25 protein-coding genes are annotated in these 20570 nt (G+C 57.2%); 20 read left to right on the forward strand and 5 right to left on the reverse strand.

The genetic code is table 11. The features are described 5' to 3' along the window. Positions 1-103: 103 nt before the first annotated feature. Entirely contained in the window at positions 104-1369 is a 1266-nt protein-coding gene (locus DNI29_RS19020) for a zinc dependent phospholipase C family protein (protein ID WP_110979712.1), read from the reverse strand. A gap of 269 nt (positions 1370-1638) precedes the next feature. Between DNI29_RS19020 and DNI29_RS19025 the strand changes: the two genes are divergently transcribed. The 4 genes from DNI29_RS19025 (at position 1639) to DNI29_RS19040 (ending at position 8118) form a co-directional block, all read left to right on the forward strand. Continuing rightward, complete coding sequence (locus DNI29_RS19025) at positions 1639-2055, forward strand: hypothetical protein (protein WP_110979713.1); 417 nt, start codon at positions 1639-1641, stop codon at positions 2053-2055. A 226-nt stretch (positions 2056-2281) separates the two neighbouring features. Next, positions 2282-5443: an efflux RND transporter permease subunit gene (locus tag DNI29_RS19030; protein ID WP_110979714.1), complete on the forward strand. Its 3162-nt coding sequence runs from the start codon at positions 2282-2284 to the stop codon at positions 5441-5443. Between the two features lie 199 nt (positions 5444-5642). Then, entirely contained in the window at positions 5643-6902 is a 1260-nt protein-coding gene (locus DNI29_RS19035; protein ID WP_162303663.1) for a TolC family protein, read from the forward strand. A 49-nt stretch (positions 6903-6951) separates the two neighbouring features. After that, positions 6952-8118: an efflux RND transporter periplasmic adaptor subunit gene (locus tag DNI29_RS19040; protein WP_110979716.1), complete on the forward strand. Its 1167-nt coding sequence runs from the start codon at positions 6952-6954 to the stop codon at positions 8116-8118. A 244-nt stretch (positions 8119-8362) separates the two neighbouring features. Here DNI29_RS19040 and DNI29_RS19045 read toward each other — a convergent pair whose 3' ends face one another. From DNI29_RS19045 to DNI29_RS19055, 3 genes are all read right to left on the reverse strand, one after another. Beyond that, positions 8363-9655, reverse strand: a complete 1293-nt coding sequence (locus DNI29_RS19045) for a PAS domain-containing protein (protein ID WP_110979717.1) — start codon at positions 9653-9655, stop codon at positions 8363-8365. Between the two features lie 34 nt (positions 9656-9689). Further along, a complete protein-coding gene (locus DNI29_RS19050; RefSeq protein WP_110979718.1) occupies positions 9690-10049 on the reverse strand; it encodes a hypothetical protein in 360 nt (119 codons plus the stop codon). A gap of 328 nt (positions 10050-10377) precedes the next feature. Then, a complete protein-coding gene (locus tag DNI29_RS19055; protein WP_110979719.1) occupies positions 10378-10902 on the reverse strand; it encodes a helix-turn-helix domain-containing protein in 525 nt (174 codons plus the stop codon). 142 nt (positions 10903-11044) lie between these two features. Here DNI29_RS19055 and DNI29_RS24245 point away from each other — a divergent pair, with 142 nt between their 5' ends. From DNI29_RS24245 to dnaB, 13 genes are all read left to right on the forward strand, one after another. Continuing rightward, on the forward strand, positions 11045-11290 hold the full coding sequence (locus tag DNI29_RS24245; protein ID WP_123823324.1) for a hypothetical protein: 246 nt from the start codon (positions 11045-11047) through the stop codon (positions 11288-11290). After that, a complete protein-coding gene (locus DNI29_RS19060; protein ID WP_110979720.1) occupies positions 11290-12045 on the forward strand; it encodes a phage antirepressor KilAC domain-containing protein in 756 nt (251 codons plus the stop codon). Before DNI29_RS24245 ends, DNI29_RS19060 begins: the two co-directional genes overlap by 1 nt. Before the next feature lie 106 nt (positions 12046-12151). After that, positions 12152-12394, forward strand: coding sequence for a hypothetical protein (locus DNI29_RS19065; RefSeq protein ID WP_110979721.1), 243 nt, complete (start codon positions 12152-12154; stop codon positions 12392-12394). Between the two features lie 4 nt (positions 12395-12398). Then, positions 12399-12584: a hypothetical protein gene (locus DNI29_RS19070; protein ID WP_110979722.1), complete on the forward strand. Its 186-nt coding sequence runs from the start codon at positions 12399-12401 to the stop codon at positions 12582-12584. A gap of 1 nt (position 12585) precedes the next feature. Then, positions 12586-13017, forward strand: a complete 432-nt coding sequence (locus DNI29_RS19075; protein WP_110979723.1) for a hypothetical protein — start codon at positions 12586-12588, stop codon at positions 13015-13017. Positions 13018-13041: 24 nt separating this feature from the next. Beyond that, entirely contained in the window at positions 13042-13344 is a 303-nt protein-coding gene (locus DNI29_RS19080) for a hypothetical protein (RefSeq protein ID WP_110979724.1), read from the forward strand. Positions 13345-13454: 110 nt separating this feature from the next. Next, complete coding sequence (locus tag DNI29_RS25365) at positions 13455-13826, forward strand: HNH endonuclease signature motif containing protein (protein WP_369073974.1); 372 nt, start codon at positions 13455-13457, stop codon at positions 13824-13826. Positions 13827-13902: 76 nt separating this feature from the next. Further along, complete coding sequence (locus DNI29_RS19090) at positions 13903-14445, forward strand: phiTE_072 family protein (RefSeq protein ID WP_110979726.1); 543 nt, start codon at positions 13903-13905, stop codon at positions 14443-14445. A 64-nt stretch (positions 14446-14509) separates the two neighbouring features. After that, positions 14510-14725, forward strand: coding sequence for a hypothetical protein (locus tag DNI29_RS19095; protein ID WP_110979727.1), 216 nt, complete (start codon positions 14510-14512; stop codon positions 14723-14725). 89 nt (positions 14726-14814) lie between these two features. Further along, the gene (locus DNI29_RS19100) at positions 14815-15636 is read left to right on the forward strand and encodes a hypothetical protein (protein WP_110979728.1); all 822 of its coding nucleotides are present in this window, start codon (positions 14815-14817) and stop codon (positions 15634-15636) included. A 108-nt stretch (positions 15637-15744) separates the two neighbouring features. Next, on the forward strand, positions 15745-16692 hold the full coding sequence (locus tag DNI29_RS19105; protein WP_110979729.1) for a 3'-5' exonuclease: 948 nt from the start codon (positions 15745-15747) through the stop codon (positions 16690-16692). Continuing rightward, positions 16692-17798 carry a hypothetical protein gene (locus DNI29_RS19110; protein WP_110979730.1) on the forward strand — a complete coding sequence of 369 codons (1107 nt, stop codon included), beginning with the start codon at positions 16692-16694 and terminating at the stop codon, positions 17796-17798. The genes DNI29_RS19105 and DNI29_RS19110 overlap by 1 nt, the downstream gene beginning before the upstream one ends. Then, positions 17798-19282, forward strand: a complete 1485-nt coding sequence (gene dnaB / locus DNI29_RS19115) for a replicative DNA helicase (RefSeq protein ID WP_110979731.1) — start codon at positions 17798-17800, stop codon at positions 19280-19282. Before DNI29_RS19110 ends, dnaB begins: the two co-directional genes overlap by 1 nt. Before the next feature lie 32 nt (positions 19283-19314). On the opposite strand, the gene DNI29_RS24560 is transcribed toward dnaB, so the two are convergent. Beyond that, positions 19315-19461, reverse strand: a complete 147-nt coding sequence (locus tag DNI29_RS24560) for a hypothetical protein (RefSeq protein WP_162303664.1) — start codon at positions 19459-19461, stop codon at positions 19315-19317. Here DNI29_RS24560 and DNI29_RS19120 point away from each other — a divergent pair. The 3 genes from DNI29_RS19120 to DNI29_RS19130 are packed head-to-tail and all read left to right on the forward strand — an operon-like array spanning position 19454 to position 20570. After that, complete coding sequence (locus tag DNI29_RS19120; protein ID WP_110979732.1) at positions 19454-19675, forward strand: hypothetical protein; 222 nt, start codon at positions 19454-19456, stop codon at positions 19673-19675. The genes DNI29_RS24560 and DNI29_RS19120 overlap by 8 nt on opposite strands. Continuing rightward, the gene (locus DNI29_RS19125) at positions 19675-19857 is read left to right on the forward strand and encodes a hypothetical protein (protein ID WP_110979733.1); all 183 of its coding nucleotides are present in this window, start codon (positions 19675-19677) and stop codon (positions 19855-19857) included. The genes DNI29_RS19120 and DNI29_RS19125 overlap by 1 nt, the downstream gene beginning before the upstream one ends. Next, a complete protein-coding gene (locus tag DNI29_RS19130; protein ID WP_110979734.1) occupies positions 19854-20570 on the forward strand; it encodes a hypothetical protein in 717 nt (238 codons plus the stop codon). Before DNI29_RS19125 ends, DNI29_RS19130 begins: the two co-directional genes overlap by 4 nt.

A 20570-nucleotide genomic window follows, 5' to 3' on the forward strand; every position in this document is an offset into this window, starting at 1 on the left:
GCCAGTCGCCCCGGCGGGTGCAGTGCCCCTACCCTACTGGATAGCGCCTGCTCTGGCTGGGGCGACTGGCATTAGCACCGACACAAAACCTGGTTTCAGTGGCTTACTTCACTGGCGCTACCCGGAGCTGCTCTAGCGCCGCCAGCGTTTCCCGGCGCTTCTCCTTTTCTTTCTCGTCTTCGTCCACAGGTTCTTTGCCCGGCGTGCTAAAAAAGGTCAGGAGGTGCTGCTGCTGGTTGGCGGTCAGATGATCAAATTTCTTATCGGCCAGCTTCCGCAACCACTCCCCGTAAGTTTCATCGGTAAGAGCGTATTCGCCTAGCTTGGTAGGTTTGCCTGTATCAAAGTCGGCGTTAGGTAGGCGCGGGGCAATGGCCGTCGTGTCGATTGGCTCCTGCTCCAGCAAACTGCAATAGTTGCGCTGCACGTCCTGAAAGCTGGCCCGGAATAGCTTCTGCGCTTCAGGCGTCGGCAATTTGAAGGCAAAAGGCCGTAGCGGCCCAATTTTAGGCAGTACTCGCACAAAGTAAGACAGCACGCGGGCACCAGTACCGGGGTGTTCGTAATCGGTACCGTAGCGCTTGCGGTACTCCCGCTCACTTTCCTTGTACACGTACTCGCGGCGACGGGCCTGAGGGCTTAACTGGCGAATTTCTTTCTTCTGTGACTGCCAGGCAGCCCGACTGGCAATAGGAATGAGGCTGCGTACAGCAAACCGGAAGGAGCTAATGGCCAGATCCACGTTGAACACCACTTGCCCCAACTCCAGCCCGTAGGTTTTCAGGAATGCCCGCTCCAGCACTGGCTTGCTCACCTGAAAACCGATGTAGCGTTGGTAGTCGGCGGTGCGGTAGCGGCCAGCAGCCACCTGCACTACATCGAATGCAAACTCCAACTGGGTGTGCTGAATGGGCGCTTCCTCGTAAGTAATAACGTCGCCGAACTTGGCTTTCAGCTCCGGGTACACGCTGGGCATGGCGCGGTTAGTGCCCTCAGGATGGCCGTGAATGTCGGCGGCGTAGTGCGCCAGGGCTCCTAGGGCAAAAGCGTATTCGTTGCGGTCGTGGGCTTCATCGAGGAGGTTGCGCACGAAGTCGCCGGAGCGCACGTAGTGAGTCAGGTTGGTAAACAGCTCCGATCCGAAAGGGTAGTAGCCCATATCCTGCAGAATGGAACCGCCGTAAGCGTAGCTTTTCGCTTCGTTCTGCTCCTGCTCAGTGGCGCCAGGGTAGCGGCGTTGCAGCAGCGGAAGCAAGCAGCGGGTCCAGCTGGAATCCACGTTGGCCTGGTGAGTAAGCACGGAGTAGGCCGCCGCCGGCTGCGCGGTCAGTCCCAGCAGAACCGCCACGCTGAATATCCATTTCAGCATAAGAAACAAGGCTGGGCTGGGAAAAATAGCTCAACCGCAAGCCCTGCCTTTACGCGGCTCTGCTAGCCATGGTTGTAGCTACACGGGTGCTCTTTACCACAGGCCCGCCAGGAAGTTATTTTCGTTTAACTTCTCCTACCCCTCCAGAATCTGCGAAGGTGCAGCAGTCGGTTATTTTTCGGCGGACCTGAAATCATACTAATTCCAAATTTGTGGCTGAGGTGCGTTTTACTGAACAACTCCCTGCCAGAGGAGTTACCTTTGCTGTGATGAAACCCGTGGTGGCCTTCTTTCTGGGAATTCTGATGCTCGTTAGCGGCCTAGTGCCCCAGAACGACCTATCGGAGCTGCGGAAGCTGCCGGAGCTGGCCCAGCACTACCGCTACCACCGCGCTTTGGCCGGGGGCACCCTCTCGCCCTTAGCATTTTTAGTCCTCCACTACGGACCCCACGGCGCCGACCACCGCCGCCACCCCTACTCTGAGCGCGACGAGCAGGACCACCACAAGCTACCCCTGGAGCAGCATCACCACGACTGTGTAGTGGTGAGCTTTGTGCTGCCCACGGGCCGCATTCTGCCGCCCCCGCCCCTGCAAAGCTGGCCTACCCCCGACTATCATGTCATGGCCGGACCGCTTTACACGTTCAGCGTTAGCCAGTCGCTGTTGCAGCCGCCTCGAGCTTAAGTTTCCCCAAGCCCCTGGGCGCAGTGCGTCCGGCCGCTACCCCCGTTGCGTTGCGCAACCCTTCTTTCCTTCTGCTGATTTTGCCTTCATCGTATCAGTGTCGAGACGTGTATTCGCGTCTTGGCGCGTGCTGATGGTGTTATAACCGCGTAGCGTCAATCGTACTGAGATTGTAGTACGAGTATGCGGCACTACAACCCACGGAGGCAGCTCTTTTCTTCTCTCTATGCTTTCCCGTATTATCCGGGCCAGCATCCACAACAAGCTGTTTGTGGTGCTGATGCTGGTGGCACTGGTAGGTTGGGGCGGCTACTCGGCCGCTCACCTGCCCCTCGATGCCATTCCCGACGTTACCAACAACCAGGTTCAGGTTATCACCCAGAGTCCCGCGCTAGCCGCCCAGGAGGTAGAGCAACTGCTCACGATTCCGCTGGAGCTGAGCTTGCGCACTATTCCGGGTGTTACGGAAATCAGGTCTACGTCCCGCTTCGGGCTTTCGGTGATTACCGTGGTCTTCGAAGACGACATTAGCACCCTGCAAACCCGGCAGCTGGTAGCCGAAAAGCTGCGCACCGCCGAAGCCGACCTGGGTGCAGGCCTCGGCCGCCCCGAAATGGCCCCCATCACCACTGGCCTTGGTGAAATCTACCAGTACAGCATTGGCATCAAACCTGGCTACGAGAAGAAATTTTCGCTGGCCAAGCTGCGCGAAGTGCAAGACTGGATAGTGAAGCGGCAATTGGCGGGCGTACCGGGGGTAGTAGATGTCAGCAGCTTCGGGGGCTACGTGCGCCAATACGAGGTAAGCGTGAACCCGGAGCGCCTCAACGCCAGCGGCGTAACCATGGGCGAGCTGTTTGCGGCCCTGGAAGCCGGCAACGCCAACACCGGCGGCTCCTACCTGGAGCGCGGCCACAATGCCTATTTTATCCGGGGCGAAGGCCGCGCTACCTCTTTGCAGGACGTGGGCAGCATGGTCATCAAGCAGGTAAACAACGTGCCCCTGCTGGTGCGCGACGTGGCCAACGTGCGCTTCGGCCATTCAGTGCGCTACGGGGCCATGACCTTTAATGGCAAGGGCGAAACCGTGGGCGGCATTGTGCTGATGCTAAAAGGAGCTTCGTCGGAGCAGACGATTAAGGGCGTGAAGGCGCGGGTAGAGGAAATCAACCGTCAGCTTCCCGAGGGCCTCTACGTGCGTCCCTTCCTCGACCGGACCAAGCTGGTAGACACGGCCATTCATACCGTTGCCAAAAACCTGATTGAAGGCGGCGTGATTGTGATGGTGGTGCTGCTGGTGCTGCTGGGCAACTGGCGCGCCGGGCTGGTAGTGGCCTCCATGATTCCGCTGTGTATGCTATTTGCGCTGGGCTTGATGAGCACGTTCGGCGTATCGGCAAACCTGATGAGCCTGGGCGCCCTGGATTTCGGGCTGATTGTGGATGGCGCCGTGATTATTGTGGAAGCCATGATTTTCCACCTCGTGCACTTCAGTAGCAAAGCCGAGCACGAAACCATGGACCAGGTGGCCGAAACGGCTGCTACCCGCATGATGCGCTCGGCTTTGTTCGGTCAGCTCATTATCCTGATTGTGTACCTGCCTATCCTGGCCCTCACCGGCATCGAGGGCAAAATGTTCCGCCCCATGGCCCTGACGGTGAGCTTCGCCATTGTGGGGGCCATGCTCCTGTGCCTGACCTACGTGCCGGCTGTATCAGCATGGGCGTTGCGCAAGGATATCAAGGAGGAAGGTACCCTGGCCGACCGCATCATGAAGTTTCTGTACCGTGGCTACCGCCCCATCATTCACGGGGCCTTGCGCCTGCGCGGGTGGGTAGCCGGCGCGGCCGTAGGGTTGCTGGTGCTGGCGGGGGTAGTATTTGCGGGCATGGGTGGGGAGTTTATCCCGCAGCTGGATGAGGGCGACTTTGCCGTGTACGTGGGGCTGCCGCCGGGCTCTTCTCTGGCGCAGAGCATTGCCACTACTACCAAAGTGCAACGTATTATCCTCGACAAGTTTCCGGAAGTAGAGCAGGTAGTCAGCAAAATCGGCACCTCCGAAATTCCGACTGACCCCATGAGTCTGGAAGATTCCGACCAGATTGTGGTGCTCAAACCCCAGGCCGAGTGGTCCTCGGCAGGCTCGCGCGAGGAACTAGCCGGCAAGATGAGTGAGGCTCTGGCCAGCGTGCCCGGCGTGAGTCTGGAATTTCAGCAGCCCATTCAGATGCGCTTCAACGAGCTGATTTCGGGGGTAAAGTCTGATATCAGCATCAAGATTTACGGCGACGACCTGGGCCTGCTCTTCGACAAAGCCAACGAAGCCGCCGCCCTTATCCGGCCTCTGCCGGGGGTAGGCGACTTGAAGGTGGAGCAGATTGCGGCCCTGCCTCAACTGCGCGTAACCTACAACCGCAGCAAAATGGCCCAATATGGACTGCGTGTTTCTGACTTGAACACACTGTTGCGCGCCTCTTTTGCCGGCGACGTAGCGGGGCAGGTGTACGAAGGTGAGCGGCGCTACGACTTGGTGGTACGCCTCGACAGCCTCAACCGCCGGAGCATCCAAGATTTGCGCGCCCTCTACGTCGATCTACCCAACGGCGAGAAAGTACCTCTGGAGGAAGTAGCCGCCGTGGACTTCCGCAACGCCCCCATTCAAGTATCCCGCGACGATGCCCGTCGCCGCATCAACATTGGCGTGAATGTGCGTAACCGCGACGTGGAAAGCCTGGTGACGGATATTCAGCAGCAGCTCAATGCCAAGTTGAAACTGCCTGAAGGCTACTCGCTCAAGTACGGTGGGCAGTTCGAGAATCTGCAGCAGGCGAAGTCGCGCCTGGCGGTGGCCGTGCCAGTGGCGCTCCTGCTGATTTTCGTATTGCTTTACCTGTCCTTTCACTCTGTCAAGCAGGCCCTGCTGATTTTCACGGGTATTCCGCTGGCGGCCATTGGCGGTATTCTGGCTCTGTGGATGCGCGGCATGCCGTTTAGCATTTCGGCGGGGGTAGGATTTATTGCCTTGTTTGGGGTAGCGGTACTGAACGGCATCGTACTGGTAGCCAGCATCAACGAGCTGGCCTTGGTAGGGATTACATCAGTGCGCGAGCGGGTGCTGAAAGCTACTGCCGAGCGGTTCCGGCCGGTGCTGCTGACGGCGGCGGTGGCTTCCCTGGGGTTCCTGCCCATGGCCCTGAGCAACTCGGGCGGCGCGGAGGTGCAGAAGCCGCTGGCAACGGTGGTTATCGGTGGGCTGATTTCGGCTACTCTGCTTACGCTGGTGGTGCTGCCCGTGCTCTATACCTTTTTCACGAAAGACGGCGAGGCCAGCCCCGTGGAATCAACCCCGGAAGCCCTGGCCGATGCCCGCGAGAATCATGAGCTGTAAGCCCATCTGCTTCGGTCCGGCAAAGGTGTCTTACTGGCTGACGCCCGCCCCATGCGCGCCGAAAGAATTGTATTCGCCTACTCCCTGCAGCCTGCCCAACCTGCTCGTCAAGCATCAGCAATATCAATTGGCCAGACGGCTCCGCCTTCGGACCGAGGCAGCTATCAAGCGGCACGTTGGCACCACTTTGCTCTGGAATATGAAGCACCACTTTCGTCTGTTTCTGCTGTTCATTTTGCTGCCCAATTTTCTTTATGGGCAGACGACCCCACGCACCCTACCCCCTCCAACCTCTGCAAGCCCCGCGGCGCCGGATGGGCCATTGACTTTGCAGCAGGCCCTGCAAGCCGGCCTCGGCCAAAGCCTGCTGGTGCAAACTGGCCGCCTGGAAGTGGAGCGCCAGCGCGCCCTCTCCCGCACTGGTTACGATGTGCCCCGTACGGTGGTAGATTACCAGGTAGGACAGATTTCGGGACCTTTCCGCGACCAAAGCCTGAACATCGTGCAGCAGTCGGCCTTGCCGGGTGTGTATGGGGCCCAGCGCCGCCTGCTGCAAGGCCAAGTGATGACGGCTGAGCAGCGTGTGCGCAGTCAGCGCCGGGAGTTGGTGCATGCCATCCGGAGTACGTATTATGAGTTGCTGGTGAGCTACCGCCGGGCGGCCCTGCTGCGCCAGCAGGACAGCCTATACCGCCGGGCGGCCCGCGCGGCTCGCATCCGCTACCAAACTGGCGAAACCAACCGGCTGGAGCAGGTTTCGGCCGAGGCCCGGATGCGGGAGCTACAGAATCAACTAGCCATCGTACTGACCAACCGGCAGGTGCAACAGCAGCAGCTTGGCGTGCTCCTGAACCTAGGCCACCCTGCCTCCATCGACACAACGGCGGCGGCTGTGGCGCCCTTGTCTCCTGCCGACACAACTGCCCTCACGGCGGCATCCAACCCTACGCTAGCCCTGCTGGAACAGGAAATTGATGTAAGCAAGCGCCAAACCAAGGTAGAGCAGTTGCGCCGGCTGCCGGATGTGCGCGTGGGCTATTTCAACCAGACTATTAATAAGGAACGCGGTTTCCATGTAGCGCAGGCCGGCATTGCAGTGCCGCTGCTGGGTGGTATCCAGAAAGCGCGAATTCAGGCCGCTCAGCTAGGCGAGCAGGCGGCCGAAGCCCAACTACGCTATGTCACTACCCAACTCAACGGCCAGTTGCTGGGCCTACGCCAACAGCTGACCCGGGCCCGGGCTTCGCTCACGTATTACGAACAGACGGCCTTGCCCCAGGCCCGCCTTATCCTGAATACGGCCGAGAAAAGCTTCCGGGCCGGCGACATTGACTACGTGGAATACGTGGTGAATACGGAGCCTGCCTGGCAGATTCGCACGGCCTACCTCGAGCAAGTTCGGCAGTACAACGAGTTGGCCCTGTCCCTGCAGACGCTGACCGGCCCGGACGTGCAATAACCTTTCGCGCCGCCACCGACACTTGGCGTGCATCCTCATCGAATCTTCTATGAAATCGACCTACTTTTTGCTGCTAGCCTCGCTGTTGGTTGCCTGCGGAACCGATAAATCAGCTCCAACCGAAGCGGCAACTTCAGCGCCCCCTACCCCTACTGCCCCCGCCAACCCCGACGAAGTCAGCGTAAGCAATGCCCAAGCGCAGGCAGCAGGGCTGGAAACTGGTTCTTTCGTCTGGAAAAACATGACCACCGACGTGCAAGCCAACGGCAGCATTGATGTGCCGCCGCAAAACCGGGCTTCCGTATCGGCCGTGATGGGTGGGTACGTGCAATCGGTGGCGGTGCTGCCGGGGCAGCAGATAACGCGCGGTGGCACCGTGGCGGTGCTTCGCCACCCCGACTACCTCCGGCTGCAGCAGGATTACCTGCAAAGCAGAGCCCGCGTAACGTTTCTGCAAAAAGAGCTACAGCGCCAGCAAACCCTCGACGCCGAAGATGTAGGTGCCAAACGCAAGCTTCAGCAGGCCCAAAGCGACTACGCGTCGGAGCAGGCTACGCTCCGGGCCACGGCGGCCCAACTGCGCATGCTGGGCTTGTCAATAAGCCGCCTGGAGCGGGGCGATATTTCGCCCACTGTGCCGCTGGTGTCACCCATTAAAGGTTACGTGAAGTCAGTCAACATCAATCCTGGCCAGTTCGTGAATCCACAGGATATACTGGTGGAAATTGTGGACCGCTCCGACCTGCACCTGGAGCTCAAGGTATTTGAGCGGGATATTGCGCGGGTGAAAAACGGGCAGCGCATTCTGTTCAAAATTCCCAGCCGTGGCTCCAATGAGGACTTGGGAGCCCGGGTGTTTCTGGTGGGCAAGGCCTTCAACGACGACGCCCGCACTGTGAGCGTACACGCCCATTTGGAGCCTGAGCGCGACGACGTGCTACCTGGCCAGTACGTATCAGCTCACATCCAAACAGCCGGAGCTCGGCAGCGCACCCTCCCGGAAGACGCCATTATTCAGGCCGGTGAGTTCAGCTATGTCTTCGCCCAAACTGGCCCTACCACTTACCGCCGCTACCGCATCCGGACCGGCTCCACCGACAGCGGTGACGTAGCCGTCACCCTTCTCGACCAACTGCCTGACACGACCCGCCTCGTTCGGCATGGGGCCTATTTCCTGGATGCCGAATTGAAAAAAGGCCAGGACGCGGAAGAATAGGTGAATAATTGCGTTGGAACTCAGCCGCCATACTTAGCCCTGATGGCCAGTTTCGGAGACAGGAAATGTCGGTAGCTGCCTACCCCTCTTCATAGTCCAAATCCCCAGCGGCGCGACCAAATCGTTCAACGATTCATGTCGCCCCGCTGGGGATTTATCATTTCAAATTAAGCTATTTCCACCTGGTATGGCGCCCCGGCAAGACTACCCGTCAGGACCAGTGCCGAACAATCACTTTACTCACTTACTCATTCACTGTCTTATCCCCGAGTCGCTGCCGCAGTTCCTGCACCTCCCGCTCCAGGTCGAGGGTTCGGAACATGACTTTGGCTTCGAGGTCGGAGTAGGCACGCTCTAGTTGCTCTTGTAACTGTTTTTGATCCGTGATGTCGGTATTGGTACCACACCACCGGACGATACGGCCTTCCTCGTCGCGTACGGGTAGGGCGCGGCTCAGGAACCACCGGAATTCGCCGTCGTGGCGGCGTAGCGGGAAGGTGTCTTCCCACTTTTCACCGTTGCTTAGCGCCTGCTTCCAGCCTGTAGTTACCTGCTCCACATAGTCGGGGTGCTGCACACTTTGCCAGCCCCAACCCATCATCTGCTCGTGGGTGGTACCCGTGAAGCGAAACCACCGGTCATTATACCAAAACAGAGAGCCAGTTTCGTCGGCCATCCAGGCCAGCTGCGGAATGGCATTGGCCAGCGTCGTGAAGTCCTGTTCCCGCTTACGTAGGGCCAGCTGCTGCATTTTCTGGTCGTGAATATCGGTGCAGGTGCCAAACCACTTCACAATTTCGTTGGCTTCATTGCGCACCGGCAGTGCCTGCCCTAGAAACCAGCGGTAGTCGCCCTCCCGCGACTTGAAACGGTACTCGATTTCGTAGAACTCACCGGTAGCCAGCGAGTGGCCCCATACCCGCCGCGCCAGTTGGCGGTCATCGGGATGCAGGAGGTTATTCCACATGTCGGGCCCAATGCTGTCGGCCAGGGTGTAGCCCGTGTAATCCGTCCAGCGCTGATTGAAATAGGTATGGAAGCCGGTGGGGTCTGTGGTCCATACCAATTGCGGAATCAGTTCGGCCAAGAAGCTGAAATCGGTAGCTGAGTTTATTTCTCCAGCGGCCTTGGTGTCCCGCAACTCCTCAACGTCCATTGTACTAATTACCCACTCCTGCACGCGCCCGGCCTCATTGAGCTGCGGATAGCCAGAGCTGCGCATCAGGCGATATTGGCCATCGTGGCGACGTAGGCGCTGTTCCAGCTGATAAGCCTGCCCAGCGGTTAGCGCCGCCTGAATTTGAGCGGCTACGCGGACTTGGTCTTCAGGATGGACCAAACTTAACCCTTCAGCGCGAAGCTGCTCCAGGGAAAAACCCGTGAAACGCAGCAGGTGTGCACTGGCGTACAGCAGCTTACCGGTAACATCGGTTACACTGAGCAGCACAGGAGCACCTGGCACAGTCTGGTTTGGAGTGTTGTTGCCTTCGGCTTTAGAAGCAAGGTCTTCTGGAGTATCAGAATAGGCAGGGGCCATGCAAAAACAAGCAGATTAGCGGGTGATGTATAGGCTAGGGGCGCGTGAGATGCATCTCCATTCCCGACTGGAAATAAAGATTAAGCTGACTCACGCTGCCGTCGCGGGAGCGGCGCAAACGGGTGATAAGGGCCCGGGTTTGCTCTTGGCCCATGTTTAGCTCGATATATGGGCGATTCAAAAGCGTATCACGCTGCACCAGCCAGCGGCCGACGTCCTGTAGCCCAGGAGCTTCAATTTGTACCCGGCCAGGGTTCAGCTGAAAGCGCTCGGCCTGCGCCAGGGCAGAGCCCGGATCAGTACGATTGAGCACACGGTCGGCCACACGCCAGTTACCCGTCAAAAAATCGTCGGGTAGCTGCTGCAGGTTGACGTCAAAAAGCTGTTCAGACATAGACACCACAAAGGGAGAATAGCAAGCTCAACAAAGACTACACCAGTATTCTAAGGCCGGTAATGAACTAAGTTACTATGTACTGCAGATGAAGCGGTTATTATTTTCTCTGTTTTGCAGCTGCAAAAAAAAGAACAGCCTCCCAGTCATTCGACCGGGAGGCTGTCTGTGTACTTGCTGTCTTCCGCTGACGCTTTGCAGAGGAGGAGGGACTTGAAACCACGTCCGTAAGATGAAGTAAATGAGCAGCTTGCCGAAATCATGTTTTCCCGTGTAACTGATTGTGCGAGTAACATACGTTTTTCGGCTTGGGGTGAGCATCGAAGACTTAGGCGGCGGCTTCCACGGCCTCGCCGTGAACAGCCATCCCATCCAGGCCACCGCGAACGGCGCGCATCTGGGGCTTTTGGGTCTTCGCTGCGGAACGCTCACCCGGACTAAAAGACAGGGCCTTCTTTAATTCTGACAGGTCAATGTCAGAACGGAGCAACTCTGTCAGTAGCTTATTGTGCTCCCGAAGTTCGCGCACCTGCTCTTTCAATTCTTTGACCTGATCTGACTCGGCTACCACCGAGAGAGTGCTAGTGGCTTCTACTTTAGCTGGTATAGGGTCAGCAGGAACCAAAACTTTGTCATCACGGAACATACTGCCTTCCCCCGTAAGTAACCATGTCAGGTTAAGAGTGGGTAGATTTTCGGCCATCAGCATCAAGGCATCCCCGGCTGGTATGCCTTTGCCGTTTTCCAGTTTATTGTATCGGCTTACCTCAATTCCGATCAGCCCAGCGAAGGCGCTCTTGTTTACCCCTAGTCGCTCGCGTATGGCAGCCAAGCGTTTGTTCACGGTGTCCATCAGTGCGAAACGTTATGGAAATAAATCAAATGATTCATTTCCTTTTTGTGAAACCATTCGTAATATTGTTGTGTCATTACACATTCAACGGTACAAACGTGGTCAATGATTCACAAAATACCAAACGTTTCACACGAATAATATGGAACACATTCTTGAAAAAATTCCTGGCGAGACACGTAGTGAAGAAAAGACGAGGTTTAAAGCTGCTCTGAATGAGGTAGTTCCTTTTATGGATCGATTCTATTCGGGTTCTACTTTGCGCAGATTTCCAAATCGAAGCGCATCCCATGTGAGAAATATCAAACAATGGGGCGTGGTTGACTGGGATGTACTGAAGTACTGGCGCGAGGAGTACCTACCTCAACCTGTAGAAGCTGCTGCATAATGGAAGCAATGCAAATCACCTTGGCAGATGGCCGCTTGACTCATGCAGACAAGCTACAGGCCTACTTTTCGCGTATTTTTCAGGCAGAGGATTCGGGTCAAGAGTTTCCTGTAGATCTAAGCCATGTTTGGAGCATTGGCTACTCACGGAAGGATGCAGCTGTTCGCGCATTGCAAACCAAATTCGAGGAAGGCACTGACTATCAGTCATTCCACCGTATTGTGGAGCGAGAAACAGGAGCTAGTACAGAGGAGGTGTATCAGCTTACCGTTTCATGTGCCGAGTACTTTGTCGTTCGGGCCAATAGACTTGTGTTTGAAGTTTACCGGGCTTGTCGCAAAGCAGTTCGTCAGATAGTAGCGGCTAGTGTGCCAAAAGACTTTGCCAGTGCCTTACGACTGGCAGCAGACTTAGAGGAGCAGAAGCAACGACTGACCTTAAAGATTGAGCAGGATGCCCCAAAAGTAGCTTTCGCCGAGCATGTGGCTATCAGCAACAACAGCCTCTCCTTTACGGAAGCCGCTAAGTGGCTTAAAATTCCTGGCGTTGGCCGCAACAAGCTCATTGCTATGCTTCGCCGGGATAAGATCCTAATGAAAAACCGAGAGCCTTATCAGCAGCATATAAATGCTGGTTACTTCGAGGTAGAGCCTCAGACTTATGAGGCAGGAGAAAAAGGCCGACGCATGGCTGGGACTACACGAGTGACCCCTAAAGGAATGGAGTGGCTAGTGAAGAGGTATAAATCCGAGTAATTCTTTTGGCCTTTTTTATTGATTTGATTCACAAAACACTTTTGAATATGTGAAACGTTTCACATATTTGTATCGTTAAGTCTGAGAAACAAATCAATCAACTGCCATGCACCTCACTACTGCCCTCGCCCCCGCTACCACAGCCAAGCCCATCATCAACCTAGCTCAGCTCCAGCAAGTGAAAGGCGCTTACCTGCGCTTCCGCTCCCTCGGCTTTACCCGCCCAGCTATCGAAAGCCACCTCTGCGGCATGGTGCTGCTAGATGAGGAGCTGATTGAAGAGGTGGAAGCAGTGCTGGTAGCCACTGCGCAGGAACCTTCCATTACCCCTAGCCTCGCTATCCGCTAAGACTATGGCAGGCATGACCTTCTACGTGGTCGAAGAATACGACCCGACTCAGGAGCCCGGCAAACGCACCCGACTCCTGACTGACCCAGATTCCTTTCTCTCGGCGAAGGACACAGCACAGGACCTGCGACGGAAAGAAAAGGCAGCAGGTGGCCGCAAGCAATACACCGTCATCAAAACCAGCTACTAGCATGGAACTGCAAGCCTTCCAAAAACTCGCCTCTGCTGGCCCTGGCCTTCACAAGCTCAACATCAGTGTGAGCATGGATATGCAGGTACGAGCCCTGAGCACGGTGTTCTCCTACTCCATTACCGCCCGAGGCGCTATGCTTCCTGCTGACGTGGTAGTGAAAGGCAGCAGCCCCGAAGAGGCTGTAGCCGAACTGCCGAAAGCCATTGCCAAAGCCCGCCGCGCCCACGAAACTGACAAACTATTGGCGGGCCTCGAAGCCGAATGGACAGAGCTGGAGCGGGAAGGCATCAAGCAACGGCTTCACAAGGCCTACGGCCGGAATGGCTTCGAGCAGGTAGCGGCTGAGGTGCGCCGCCAGGACAAGTATCGCTACGATCTGGCCTACGATCAGGATTACGAACAGCGCGGCGAGTACGACGAAGCTGCTTAACCCTCACCCTCAATCCTTCATGCTATGCTCTCCGAAGCCCTTGCCACCGCCCGCACCGAGTACTACCAGGCCAATGCCCGCCTAACGGGTGCCCAGCAGCTCTACGACCAACTGCTAAGTCAGAACGCCCTGAGCGGCGACGCTTTCCAGCAAGCCAGCCTAGTGCTCTCTACGCTTCGCCAGGAAAAGAAGGGTGCCTGGAATATCTACATGCGGGCCGTGCAGCAGGAAAACGAGGCGCACCTGCAGCGGGTCACCGAGGCCCAGCAGGCCAGCTACGGGGTGAGCATGGTCATCAGCCCGCCGGCTGAATACGCCCTAGCCTAAACGAATTCGCTATGCCTATCAACACACTAGAAACTTTCTGGAGCAGGGTAGATAAAACGTCGGATTGCTGGATATGGCAAGGCCCTATAAATCCATCTGGCTACGGGCAAATGTCTATCAAAGGCAAGCATCACTTAGCTCACCGCCTCTCGCTAGAACTGGCTATAGGGCCTATCCCGCAGGGAATGTTTGTCTGCCACACTTGTGATACGCCAGCCTGCATTAACCCAGCACATCTTTTTCTGGGGTCCCCAAAGGATAATGTGCTGGATAAAATGAAGAAAGGCAGATGGAAGGGGAATGGCAATGAAAAGAAGACCCACTGCCCACATGGCCACGAGTACACGCCGGAAAATACAGTTGTCCGCGTCTCAGGAGCTCGAAGATGCCGCGAGTGCAAACGCATCAAAAACAGGATAGCTGAAAAGACAAGAATCAGAGTCAGGGACCGCAGCAATAGAACTGCTAAGAAGCTGGCTTAACCCTCAAAAAAAACAGCCGCTGGGGGCGGAATCCCAGCGGCCATTCATTCAATCATTCTTCAACAGTGCAAAGCTAATGGATTTCAAGGTCACGAAAAGCACGGTAGAGCTTTACAAGTTTCGCCACGAAAGCGGCTGCTACTGGGCCGATATCACGATTGATGCCTGTGGCACTACTGGTCGCATCAACATCAGTTCAGACTACGGGAACTGGAGTAATTACTGGGGTGCCTGCGGCTGTCCGTTCAAGCAGTTCCTAAGCCAGATAGGCTACGACTACGCGGCCTCCAAGTTTGGCGTGGAAGAGTGGGTAGACGTGGATGGTACGCTACGCTTCTACAAAGAATTGCTGGTGAGCTACCGCCGCGATGAAACGCTGGCTGCCGAAGAGGCCCGCGATATCTACAACGAGATCAACAGCCTTCGGTCGGAGAATCGGCACACGCTGGTACAGGAGGTAACGGGCTCTGCCTATCTGATGAAGTTCTTGAACCGCATGTGTGGAATGCCTGAGTTCATCTACATGCCCAGCCCCCAGTTCAAGGACTTCTGGAAAAACATCTGGCCTGCTCTGCTGGCAGAGTTCAAGCGGGAAGCCGCCTTAGTCCCAGCCGAATGAAAGCCAAGCTCTTCTTCCGTGGTACCCTCGCTCAGTTAGTCGCTCACCTCAAAAAGCTCAGCTAATGCCTTCTCCACTCTCACACCCCCGCCTGATTGCTCAGGCCAAAGCCCAGAAGGCAAACCGCTTTGAAGGCTTCGCCCTGCTGGTGGTACTCCTCATCATCGTGCTGGTAGCCCTGAGCAGCTGTACCCGCAAAGCCCACAGCCTGGGCATGCGAGACGCCCAGCGCCCCACGCCAGCCGGGCATACCTACACCGGCTGGACTTACACCGACTAAACGAGAAGCGGCGGCACCCCGCGAAGGTGCCGCCGCTAACAGGTCCTCAATCCTTCAAAAAGAGTCCCAAAATTCTCAGCCGCAAATATATGTCTTCTACCGAAGTAACCGTCATTGAAAGCTACGACTTGGCCCGCGCGAACCAGACGCTGGAGCTTGCCGACGACTTGGCCAAGTTTATTAAGGATAACAAGCTCACCACGAATGTCCAGGGCAAGGACTTCGTGAACGTAGAGGGCTGGCAGTTTGCTGGGTCTCGCCTTGGCATCGTGCCGATGGTGGACTACCTCACCGACATGAGCACGCCCGAGGAGATCAAATACGAGTGCAAGGTTTCGCTCTACGACCTGCAGCGGGATAAGATAGTTGGGGTAGGCATTGCCCGCTGCTCTAATAAGGAGTCCGGCAAAAAGTTCTTTGCCGATTACGCGGTGGGCTCCATGTGCCAGACCCGTGCCATCGGCAAAGCCTACCGCAACCTACTGGGCTGGATTATCAAAGCCGCTGGCTATGAGCCCACCACGGCCGAAGAAATGGACTTCGCCAAGCCCGTTACCCTGGGCTCTGCCATTGATGAACTGGAAGCCGCCAAGGACCGGGCCGAGTTGGTAGCGGTATGGAACCGGCATAAGAAGCAGTTCGGAACGCATACGGTTTTTGCCCATGCGAAAGAGATGCGCAAAGCGGCCCTGTGCCCTGCGCCTGCTGCCAGCCCAACCGCGCCGCACCTGGCTACCACCGCCCAACTGGAGCTACTGGATAACCTGCTCAAGTCTTCATCTGTGGCTGACATAGCCGAGCAGCTGCGTGAGAAGATGCAGGAGCCAGACTTCACGAAGGAAGAGGCTTCCCGCATGATTGAGGAGGTCAACAGCCGAGTTCAGTCCACTCAACAGGCCCAGAGATTCTAGTCCACTGCCCCACTGCCTGCGGTGGTGGGGCTTTTTGGTGCCATGCTGAAGGGATTGCACTGAGAAAAGAACATAGGAATAAGTCTATTAAAACTCGGCATTACACTAATGGCTAGCTACTTCAAACTCCGCACCGGCCTGAGCCGCTCCAAGTGCCACGAGAAGTGGGAGTACTTCTGTGAGGATGCTACCGGCATCAGCGTGGTGCACGAGTACGCCAATGGGTTCCTCTACATGAGTGCCGCCCCTTCCAAGCAGCTACGGGCCAAGTTCCCGAATGCCCTGCTGCAGGTGCCCCTGGCTGCTGTGCCATGCTCGGCGGATGAGTATGCTGCTGTGCATGCCCGCTACACGGAGGCCGAAGCCAAACGCAAAGCCGAGGAAGAGCTGCTGAAAGCTCTGCGCAAAGGCATGAGCCGCAACCAACATGCTGCCGAGGAAGCTGGGGTAGCCGAGCCCGCACGGCTGGCCCCGCATCTGCTCGATGACTTTACCGTGTTCGATACCGAAACCACCGGCCTGAGTCCCGAGAATGACCGCATCCTGGAAGTAGCCGCCGTGCGCTACATCAACTGGGAGCCCGTCGCTCAGATGCAACAGTTCGTGCGCTTCACGGGCCGGGTGCCCCACTTCATCACCAAGCTGACAGGTATTGCCGATCAGGATGTACGCCACGCTTCGGAGTCGAAAACGGTGCTGGGCCAGTTCCGGAAGCTGGCCGGTGAAAGTCTGCTGGTAGGCCACAACGTGGGCTTTGATATCCGCATGATCGAAGCCGAGCGCAAGCGCCTGGGTGCCGTGGTGGCCCTGCCTAACCCAGTGCTCTGCACCATGGAGCTAGCCAAGCAGCGCACCCCGGCCCCGCATAAGCTGGGCAAGCTCTGTGAGCGCTTCAGCATTCCGGTAGTCGGTGCCCACCGGGCCATGAATGATGTGCTGATGACCTACGAGCTGCTGCGCTACCTGCACGAGTTGGAGCCGGTCACCCAGCTCAGCCCACTTAAACCAGTGGTACCGGCCGCTGCTGCTCAATCCTCTCTCTTCGCCGCTGCCTGATGAGCTACCCTAATCGCTTCCTGCGCACTGATGCCGCCGGCAGCTATACCCCGCCTACCCTAGTACCCCGCCCCATGGATTTCTTTCAGCTACAGGACCGCTTCTGGCGCATGCACAATGAGGAGAATTTCTCCCCTGTGGCTGCCATGTTGTACTCCTACTGGCTCAACCGCTTCAACATCGGCAACGGCCCACAGGACCGCTGGCCGGGCGCGTTGGCCCGCAAGGTGACGCAGGTAGCCGCCGACCTGGGGTTGAATGAAAACACCGTAGCCAAGGCCCGCACTGAGCTAGAAAAGCGGGGGCTGGTGTTCTACCGGGCCGGCAACAAAACCCGCGCTGCACAGTGGGGCTTAGATGCTTCTGCCTTCAAGATTGCCCTTAAAAATTCAGGTCAATCAGAGGGTATTGACCTTAAAATTTCAGGTCAATGTGAGCCGGATAACTTGCAGATGAACCTTAAAAATTCAGGTCAAAACGGAATTATTGACCTTAAAATTTCAGGTCCCTATAAGGAAGAAAACAATTGTTCTGTAGTAAAAACAGAAACACCCCCTACCCCCAAGGGTGGGGGGGCGGGCTCAAAAAAAAATGAGGGGAGTTCGTCAGATGAAAAGTTACCCTCTGAAAGCCCATCCCTGACGTCGGCTAACTCAGGGGGGCCGGCGGCCGGCGCCGAGCTGGCTGAGCCGCTGCGCGCCGAGGCCCGTGCCCTGGCCACGACCCTGGCCTCGAACTGGCAAATCTCGGAGCAGAAGAACTTCCAGAAGTGGGCCAAAATCTTCCGTTTCTGCTCGCTGCTGGCCCAGGCCGGCCAACTGCCCGAAGTGCGCCGCCAGTTTGCCGCCTACCATGCCTACCGCCTGCTGCGGGGCATAGGCTCCTACAACCTCGACAAGTACCTGGGCCACGAAACCAACCTGAGCCCCGAAGGCATGCCCTACGCCGATGGAGAGTGGTGCGGCTGTGATTGGCCAGCCACCCTGCAGGAAGCCCAGCAGGCCCAGAACCGCAAAGAAACTGCCCGCCCGACGTTCGGGCCGGCTCCTACCTCTACCGCTGCCAAAGGCAATCTGCTTGCCCCGCAGCCTGAAAAAATCCGCTAATGTCTACCGCTAACTACTCCCACGTTGCTCCCCATTCCGACGAAACCGAACAATTGGTTTTGGCGGCTATGCTCATCGAACGCGATGCCGTGCGGCAAGCAATGGGCCTGCTCAAAGGCAACCATGAAATTTTCTACCAACCCAAACACCAAGCGCTGTTTCTGGCCATCATTCGGCTGGAAGCGCAAAGCATGGCCGTGGACTTTCAGAGCGTGCTCTGGCAGCTTGAAAAAGACGGTAAGCTGCATGTTATCGGCAAGAAGGAGGATAACAAGCAGCAGCGCTTGCTGGCGCTGATTGAGTTCAGCAATGCTGCTTCCTCTACAGCTCACTTGGCAACGCACTGCCAGGAGATGATTGAGCACTACACTCGGCGCAAGTCGTACGAGTTGGCCCGCCGGCTGATGAACCACGCCTACGACCCGATGCAGGACCCAGTTGATCTGCTGGCCCAATGTCAGACCATGCTCAATGAGCTGACCGACTCGCTCCAGGCCCGCCGCGCGGTGCAGGTAGGTACGCTGGTTCCGCAGGTGATTGATGATCTGGGCAGAGCCGTGCAGCGCGGTGATAGCCTAACGGGCGTTCCCTCGGGGCTGAAGGCATTGGACCGGGTAACGGGGGGCTTTCAGGATGAGGACCTCATCATCATTGCCGCGCGGCCGGGGATGGGTAAAACCAGCTTCGCCCTGAAAGTAGCTCGTTACGCAGCCGGCCAAGGCATGCCGGGAGCCTTCTTCACCTTGGAAATGGGCAACCTGGCTTTGGTGCGCAAGATGGTGGGCACTGAGTCGGAGCGCACCACCTCGCAGATTGTGCGGGGTGATCTGGATGGAGGCTTGGATGAGGTTGAATACATCGCCCAGAGAGCCGAGTCCCTGTACTCACTGCCACTGTACCTGGATGATAGCCCCGGTATCAGCATCAACGAGATGCGCACCAAGGCGGCGAAGATGAAAGCCGAGCTGGGTATTCGCTTCATCATCTGTGACTACCTGCAGCTGATGCAAGGGGACAAAACCAAGGGTAAAGGCAACCGGGAGCAGGAAATAGCCAGCATTGCCCGCGGCCTCAAGCTCATCGCCAAGGAATTGAAGCTACCCGTAATCGCGCTGGCCCAGCTCAGCCGCTCGGTGGAAACGCGCGGCGGGGAAAAGAAGCCCATGCTCTCTGACTTGCGCGAATCGGGCGCTATCGAGCAGGATGCCGACATCATCATCTTCCCCTACCGGCCTGAGTACTACAAGATCAACGAAGATGAGATGGGCAACCCCACCAAGGACCTCACCGAGCTCATCATTGCCAAGCACCGCAATGGGTCGCTGGAAAGCCCAGTAGTCAAGTCCATCATGAAAACGGGCACCTACTCGGATTTGGATGATAGCCCTGCCCCAGTGGGTGAGCGGCCCTTCCGCTCGGAGGGAGAGGTAGTTCAGTTGGGCCGGCTGCCTGCTTCCACTTTCGAAGAAGAAATGCCCTTCTGATGGAACACTACTCCCGACCCCTGCAGCAGGACCTAGCCGCCGAAGTGGCTGCCCTGCCGGATGAGGAGCTGAAGCTGCTGCTCCGCTACTTCCACACCCGAGGCGGGCCAGGCCGTGAGCTGGTAGCCGCCGAATGCCAGAAACGACACCTCACCCCAATCCTTCAACCTGATGCTCACCAAAACCAAAAAGAAGCGCATTGCCCAGCTCATATCGGGTAAAATCCTTCAGCAGATAGATGCAGGAGGGCTATTTGAGTACTGCGGTCTATCAGAGGAAGATGAGGGCCATATCCTCTCACTCATCCACGAGTACGGCGAAAAGCTACTCGGCTCCTACAGTGGCATGAGCTGCACGGTAGAGGGCATTGTCCGAACTGTAGAGCAGGAGTGATGACACCCCTTGAACTGGCCCTGGTGCAGGAGTTGGTAGCCGCTGAATTCTGGCAGCACCAGGGCCACCCCGAGCGGATAGGCTGGATTGCCATTCAGCACCTGAGCTACCGCCTCCATTACCGTGCGGCCCACGGCCGGGCCCGCACCATTCGAAAGCCTTCAAAACTCAATTCCCCATGAGCTTCCCAACCCAACAAGAGAATCCGAACGGTTTACACCTCCGCTACATCGTGAGCAAGGTCAATGGTGAGCCAGTTGACAAGGATGCCGACTATTTGGTATTCCGCATTGATGATGGTGGTAGTGATGCCACCCATATTCACGCTGGCCGCGTGGCAGGCTTAGCATATGCCAGTGCTATCCAGCATCACCTGCCCCAGGTTGCTGCTGATGTACGAGCCCGCTGCTCATCAGCCTATATCCACACTGAGGCCAGCACCGAAGAAGCTCTACTCATCCTCGACGACGCCCAGGCCAACGCCGCTACACTCTCGGATTTAGAGCTACTGCGGGCTATCGACATGGCCGCCCAGAAGCTGCGCCCGGTACCCACGCCCGACCATGATGCCGAGGCGCTGGAGCAGCTGGCCAAGGAGCACCCGATTGATCTGCCCTGGATGCAGCCAGTAGTAGCCGTGGGTATTCCCTCCGATGGTGGCCGGGCCAACTGTCTGAACTCGGATTGCGCAGGGTGCAAACCCGGTATGATAGCCGTTCGCTCCTACGAGTTTGAGGGCGGCATCCTGCACCTCGAATTGGCTGCCGTGCGCAATATGAGCACCAGCGAAATAGTGGAGATGTACGGTTTCGGCAAAGGCCGGCTGCTGGATGTGCGAGAAGGCCAGATGCCGGTGAAGCAATTCTATGCTCTCGGTGAATTTCTAGACCTGTAA

This window comes from Hymenobacter sediminis (assembly GCF_003231285.1).
Taxonomy (GTDB): domain Bacteria; phylum Bacteroidota; class Bacteroidia; order Cytophagales; family Hymenobacteraceae; genus Hymenobacter; species Hymenobacter sediminis.

Bases quoted from the DNA above. Each gene is read 5' to 3' on its own strand.
- DNI29_RS19105 (WP_110979729.1), top strand. From the start codon at position 15,745: ATGGCTAGCTACTTCAAACTCCGCACCGGCCTGAGCCGCTCCAAGTGC.
- DNI29_RS19090 (WP_110979726.1), top strand. From the start codon at position 13,903: ATGGATTTCAAGGTCACGAAAAGCACGGTAGAGCTTTACAAGTTTCGC.
- dnaB (WP_110979731.1), top strand. From the start codon at position 17,798: ATGTCTACCGCTAACTACTCCCACGTTGCTCCCCATTCCGACGAAACC.
- DNI29_RS19080 (WP_110979724.1), top strand. From the start codon at position 13,042: ATGCTCTCCGAAGCCCTTGCCACCGCCCGCACCGAGTACTACCAGGCC.
- DNI29_RS19110 (WP_110979730.1), top strand. From the start codon at position 16,692: ATGAGCTACCCTAATCGCTTCCTGCGCACTGATGCCGCCGGCAGCTAT.
- DNI29_RS19035 (WP_162303663.1), top strand. From the start codon at position 5,643: ATGAAGCACCACTTTCGTCTGTTTCTGCTGTTCATTTTGCTGCCCAAT.
- DNI29_RS19120 (WP_110979732.1), top strand. From the start codon at position 19,454: ATGCTCACCAAAACCAAAAAGAAGCGCATTGCCCAGCTCATATCGGGT.
- DNI29_RS19050 (WP_110979718.1), bottom strand. From the start codon at position 10,049: ATGTCTGAACAGCTTTTTGACGTCAACCTGCAGCAGCTACCCGACGAT.
- DNI29_RS19070 (WP_110979722.1), top strand. From the start codon at position 12,399: ATGGCAGGCATGACCTTCTACGTGGTCGAAGAATACGACCCGACTCAG.
- DNI29_RS19125 (WP_110979733.1), top strand. From the start codon at position 19,675: ATGACACCCCTTGAACTGGCCCTGGTGCAGGAGTTGGTAGCCGCTGAA.
- DNI29_RS19065 (WP_110979721.1), top strand. From the start codon at position 12,152: ATGCACCTCACTACTGCCCTCGCCCCCGCTACCACAGCCAAGCCCATC.
- DNI29_RS19030 (WP_110979714.1), top strand. From the start codon at position 2,282: ATGCTTTCCCGTATTATCCGGGCCAGCATCCACAACAAGCTGTTTGTG.
- DNI29_RS19055 (WP_110979719.1), bottom strand. From the start codon at position 10,902: ATGGACACCGTGAACAAACGCTTGGCTGCCATACGCGAGCGACTAGGG.
- DNI29_RS19040 (WP_110979716.1), top strand. From the start codon at position 6,952: ATGAAATCGACCTACTTTTTGCTGCTAGCCTCGCTGTTGGTTGCCTGC.
- DNI29_RS19060 (WP_110979720.1), top strand. From the start codon at position 11,290: ATGGAAGCAATGCAAATCACCTTGGCAGATGGCCGCTTGACTCATGCA.
- DNI29_RS24245 (WP_123823324.1), top strand. From the start codon at position 11,045: ATGGAACACATTCTTGAAAAAATTCCTGGCGAGACACGTAGTGAAGAA.
- DNI29_RS19025 (WP_110979713.1), top strand. From the start codon at position 1,639: ATGAAACCCGTGGTGGCCTTCTTTCTGGGAATTCTGATGCTCGTTAGC.
- DNI29_RS19130 (WP_110979734.1), top strand. From the start codon at position 19,854: ATGAGCTTCCCAACCCAACAAGAGAATCCGAACGGTTTACACCTCCGC.
- DNI29_RS19100 (WP_110979728.1), top strand. From the start codon at position 14,815: ATGTCTTCTACCGAAGTAACCGTCATTGAAAGCTACGACTTGGCCCGC.
- DNI29_RS19045 (WP_110979717.1), bottom strand. From the start codon at position 9,655: ATGGCCCCTGCCTATTCTGATACTCCAGAAGACCTTGCTTCTAAAGCC.
- DNI29_RS25365 (WP_369073974.1), top strand. From the start codon at position 13,455: ATGTCTATCAAAGGCAAGCATCACTTAGCTCACCGCCTCTCGCTAGAA.
- DNI29_RS19075 (WP_110979723.1), top strand. From the start codon at position 12,586: ATGGAACTGCAAGCCTTCCAAAAACTCGCCTCTGCTGGCCCTGGCCTT.
- DNI29_RS19020 (WP_110979712.1), bottom strand. From the start codon at position 1,369: ATGCTGAAATGGATATTCAGCGTGGCGGTTCTGCTGGGACTGACCGCG.
- DNI29_RS19095 (WP_110979727.1), top strand. From the start codon at position 14,510: ATGCCTTCTCCACTCTCACACCCCCGCCTGATTGCTCAGGCCAAAGCC.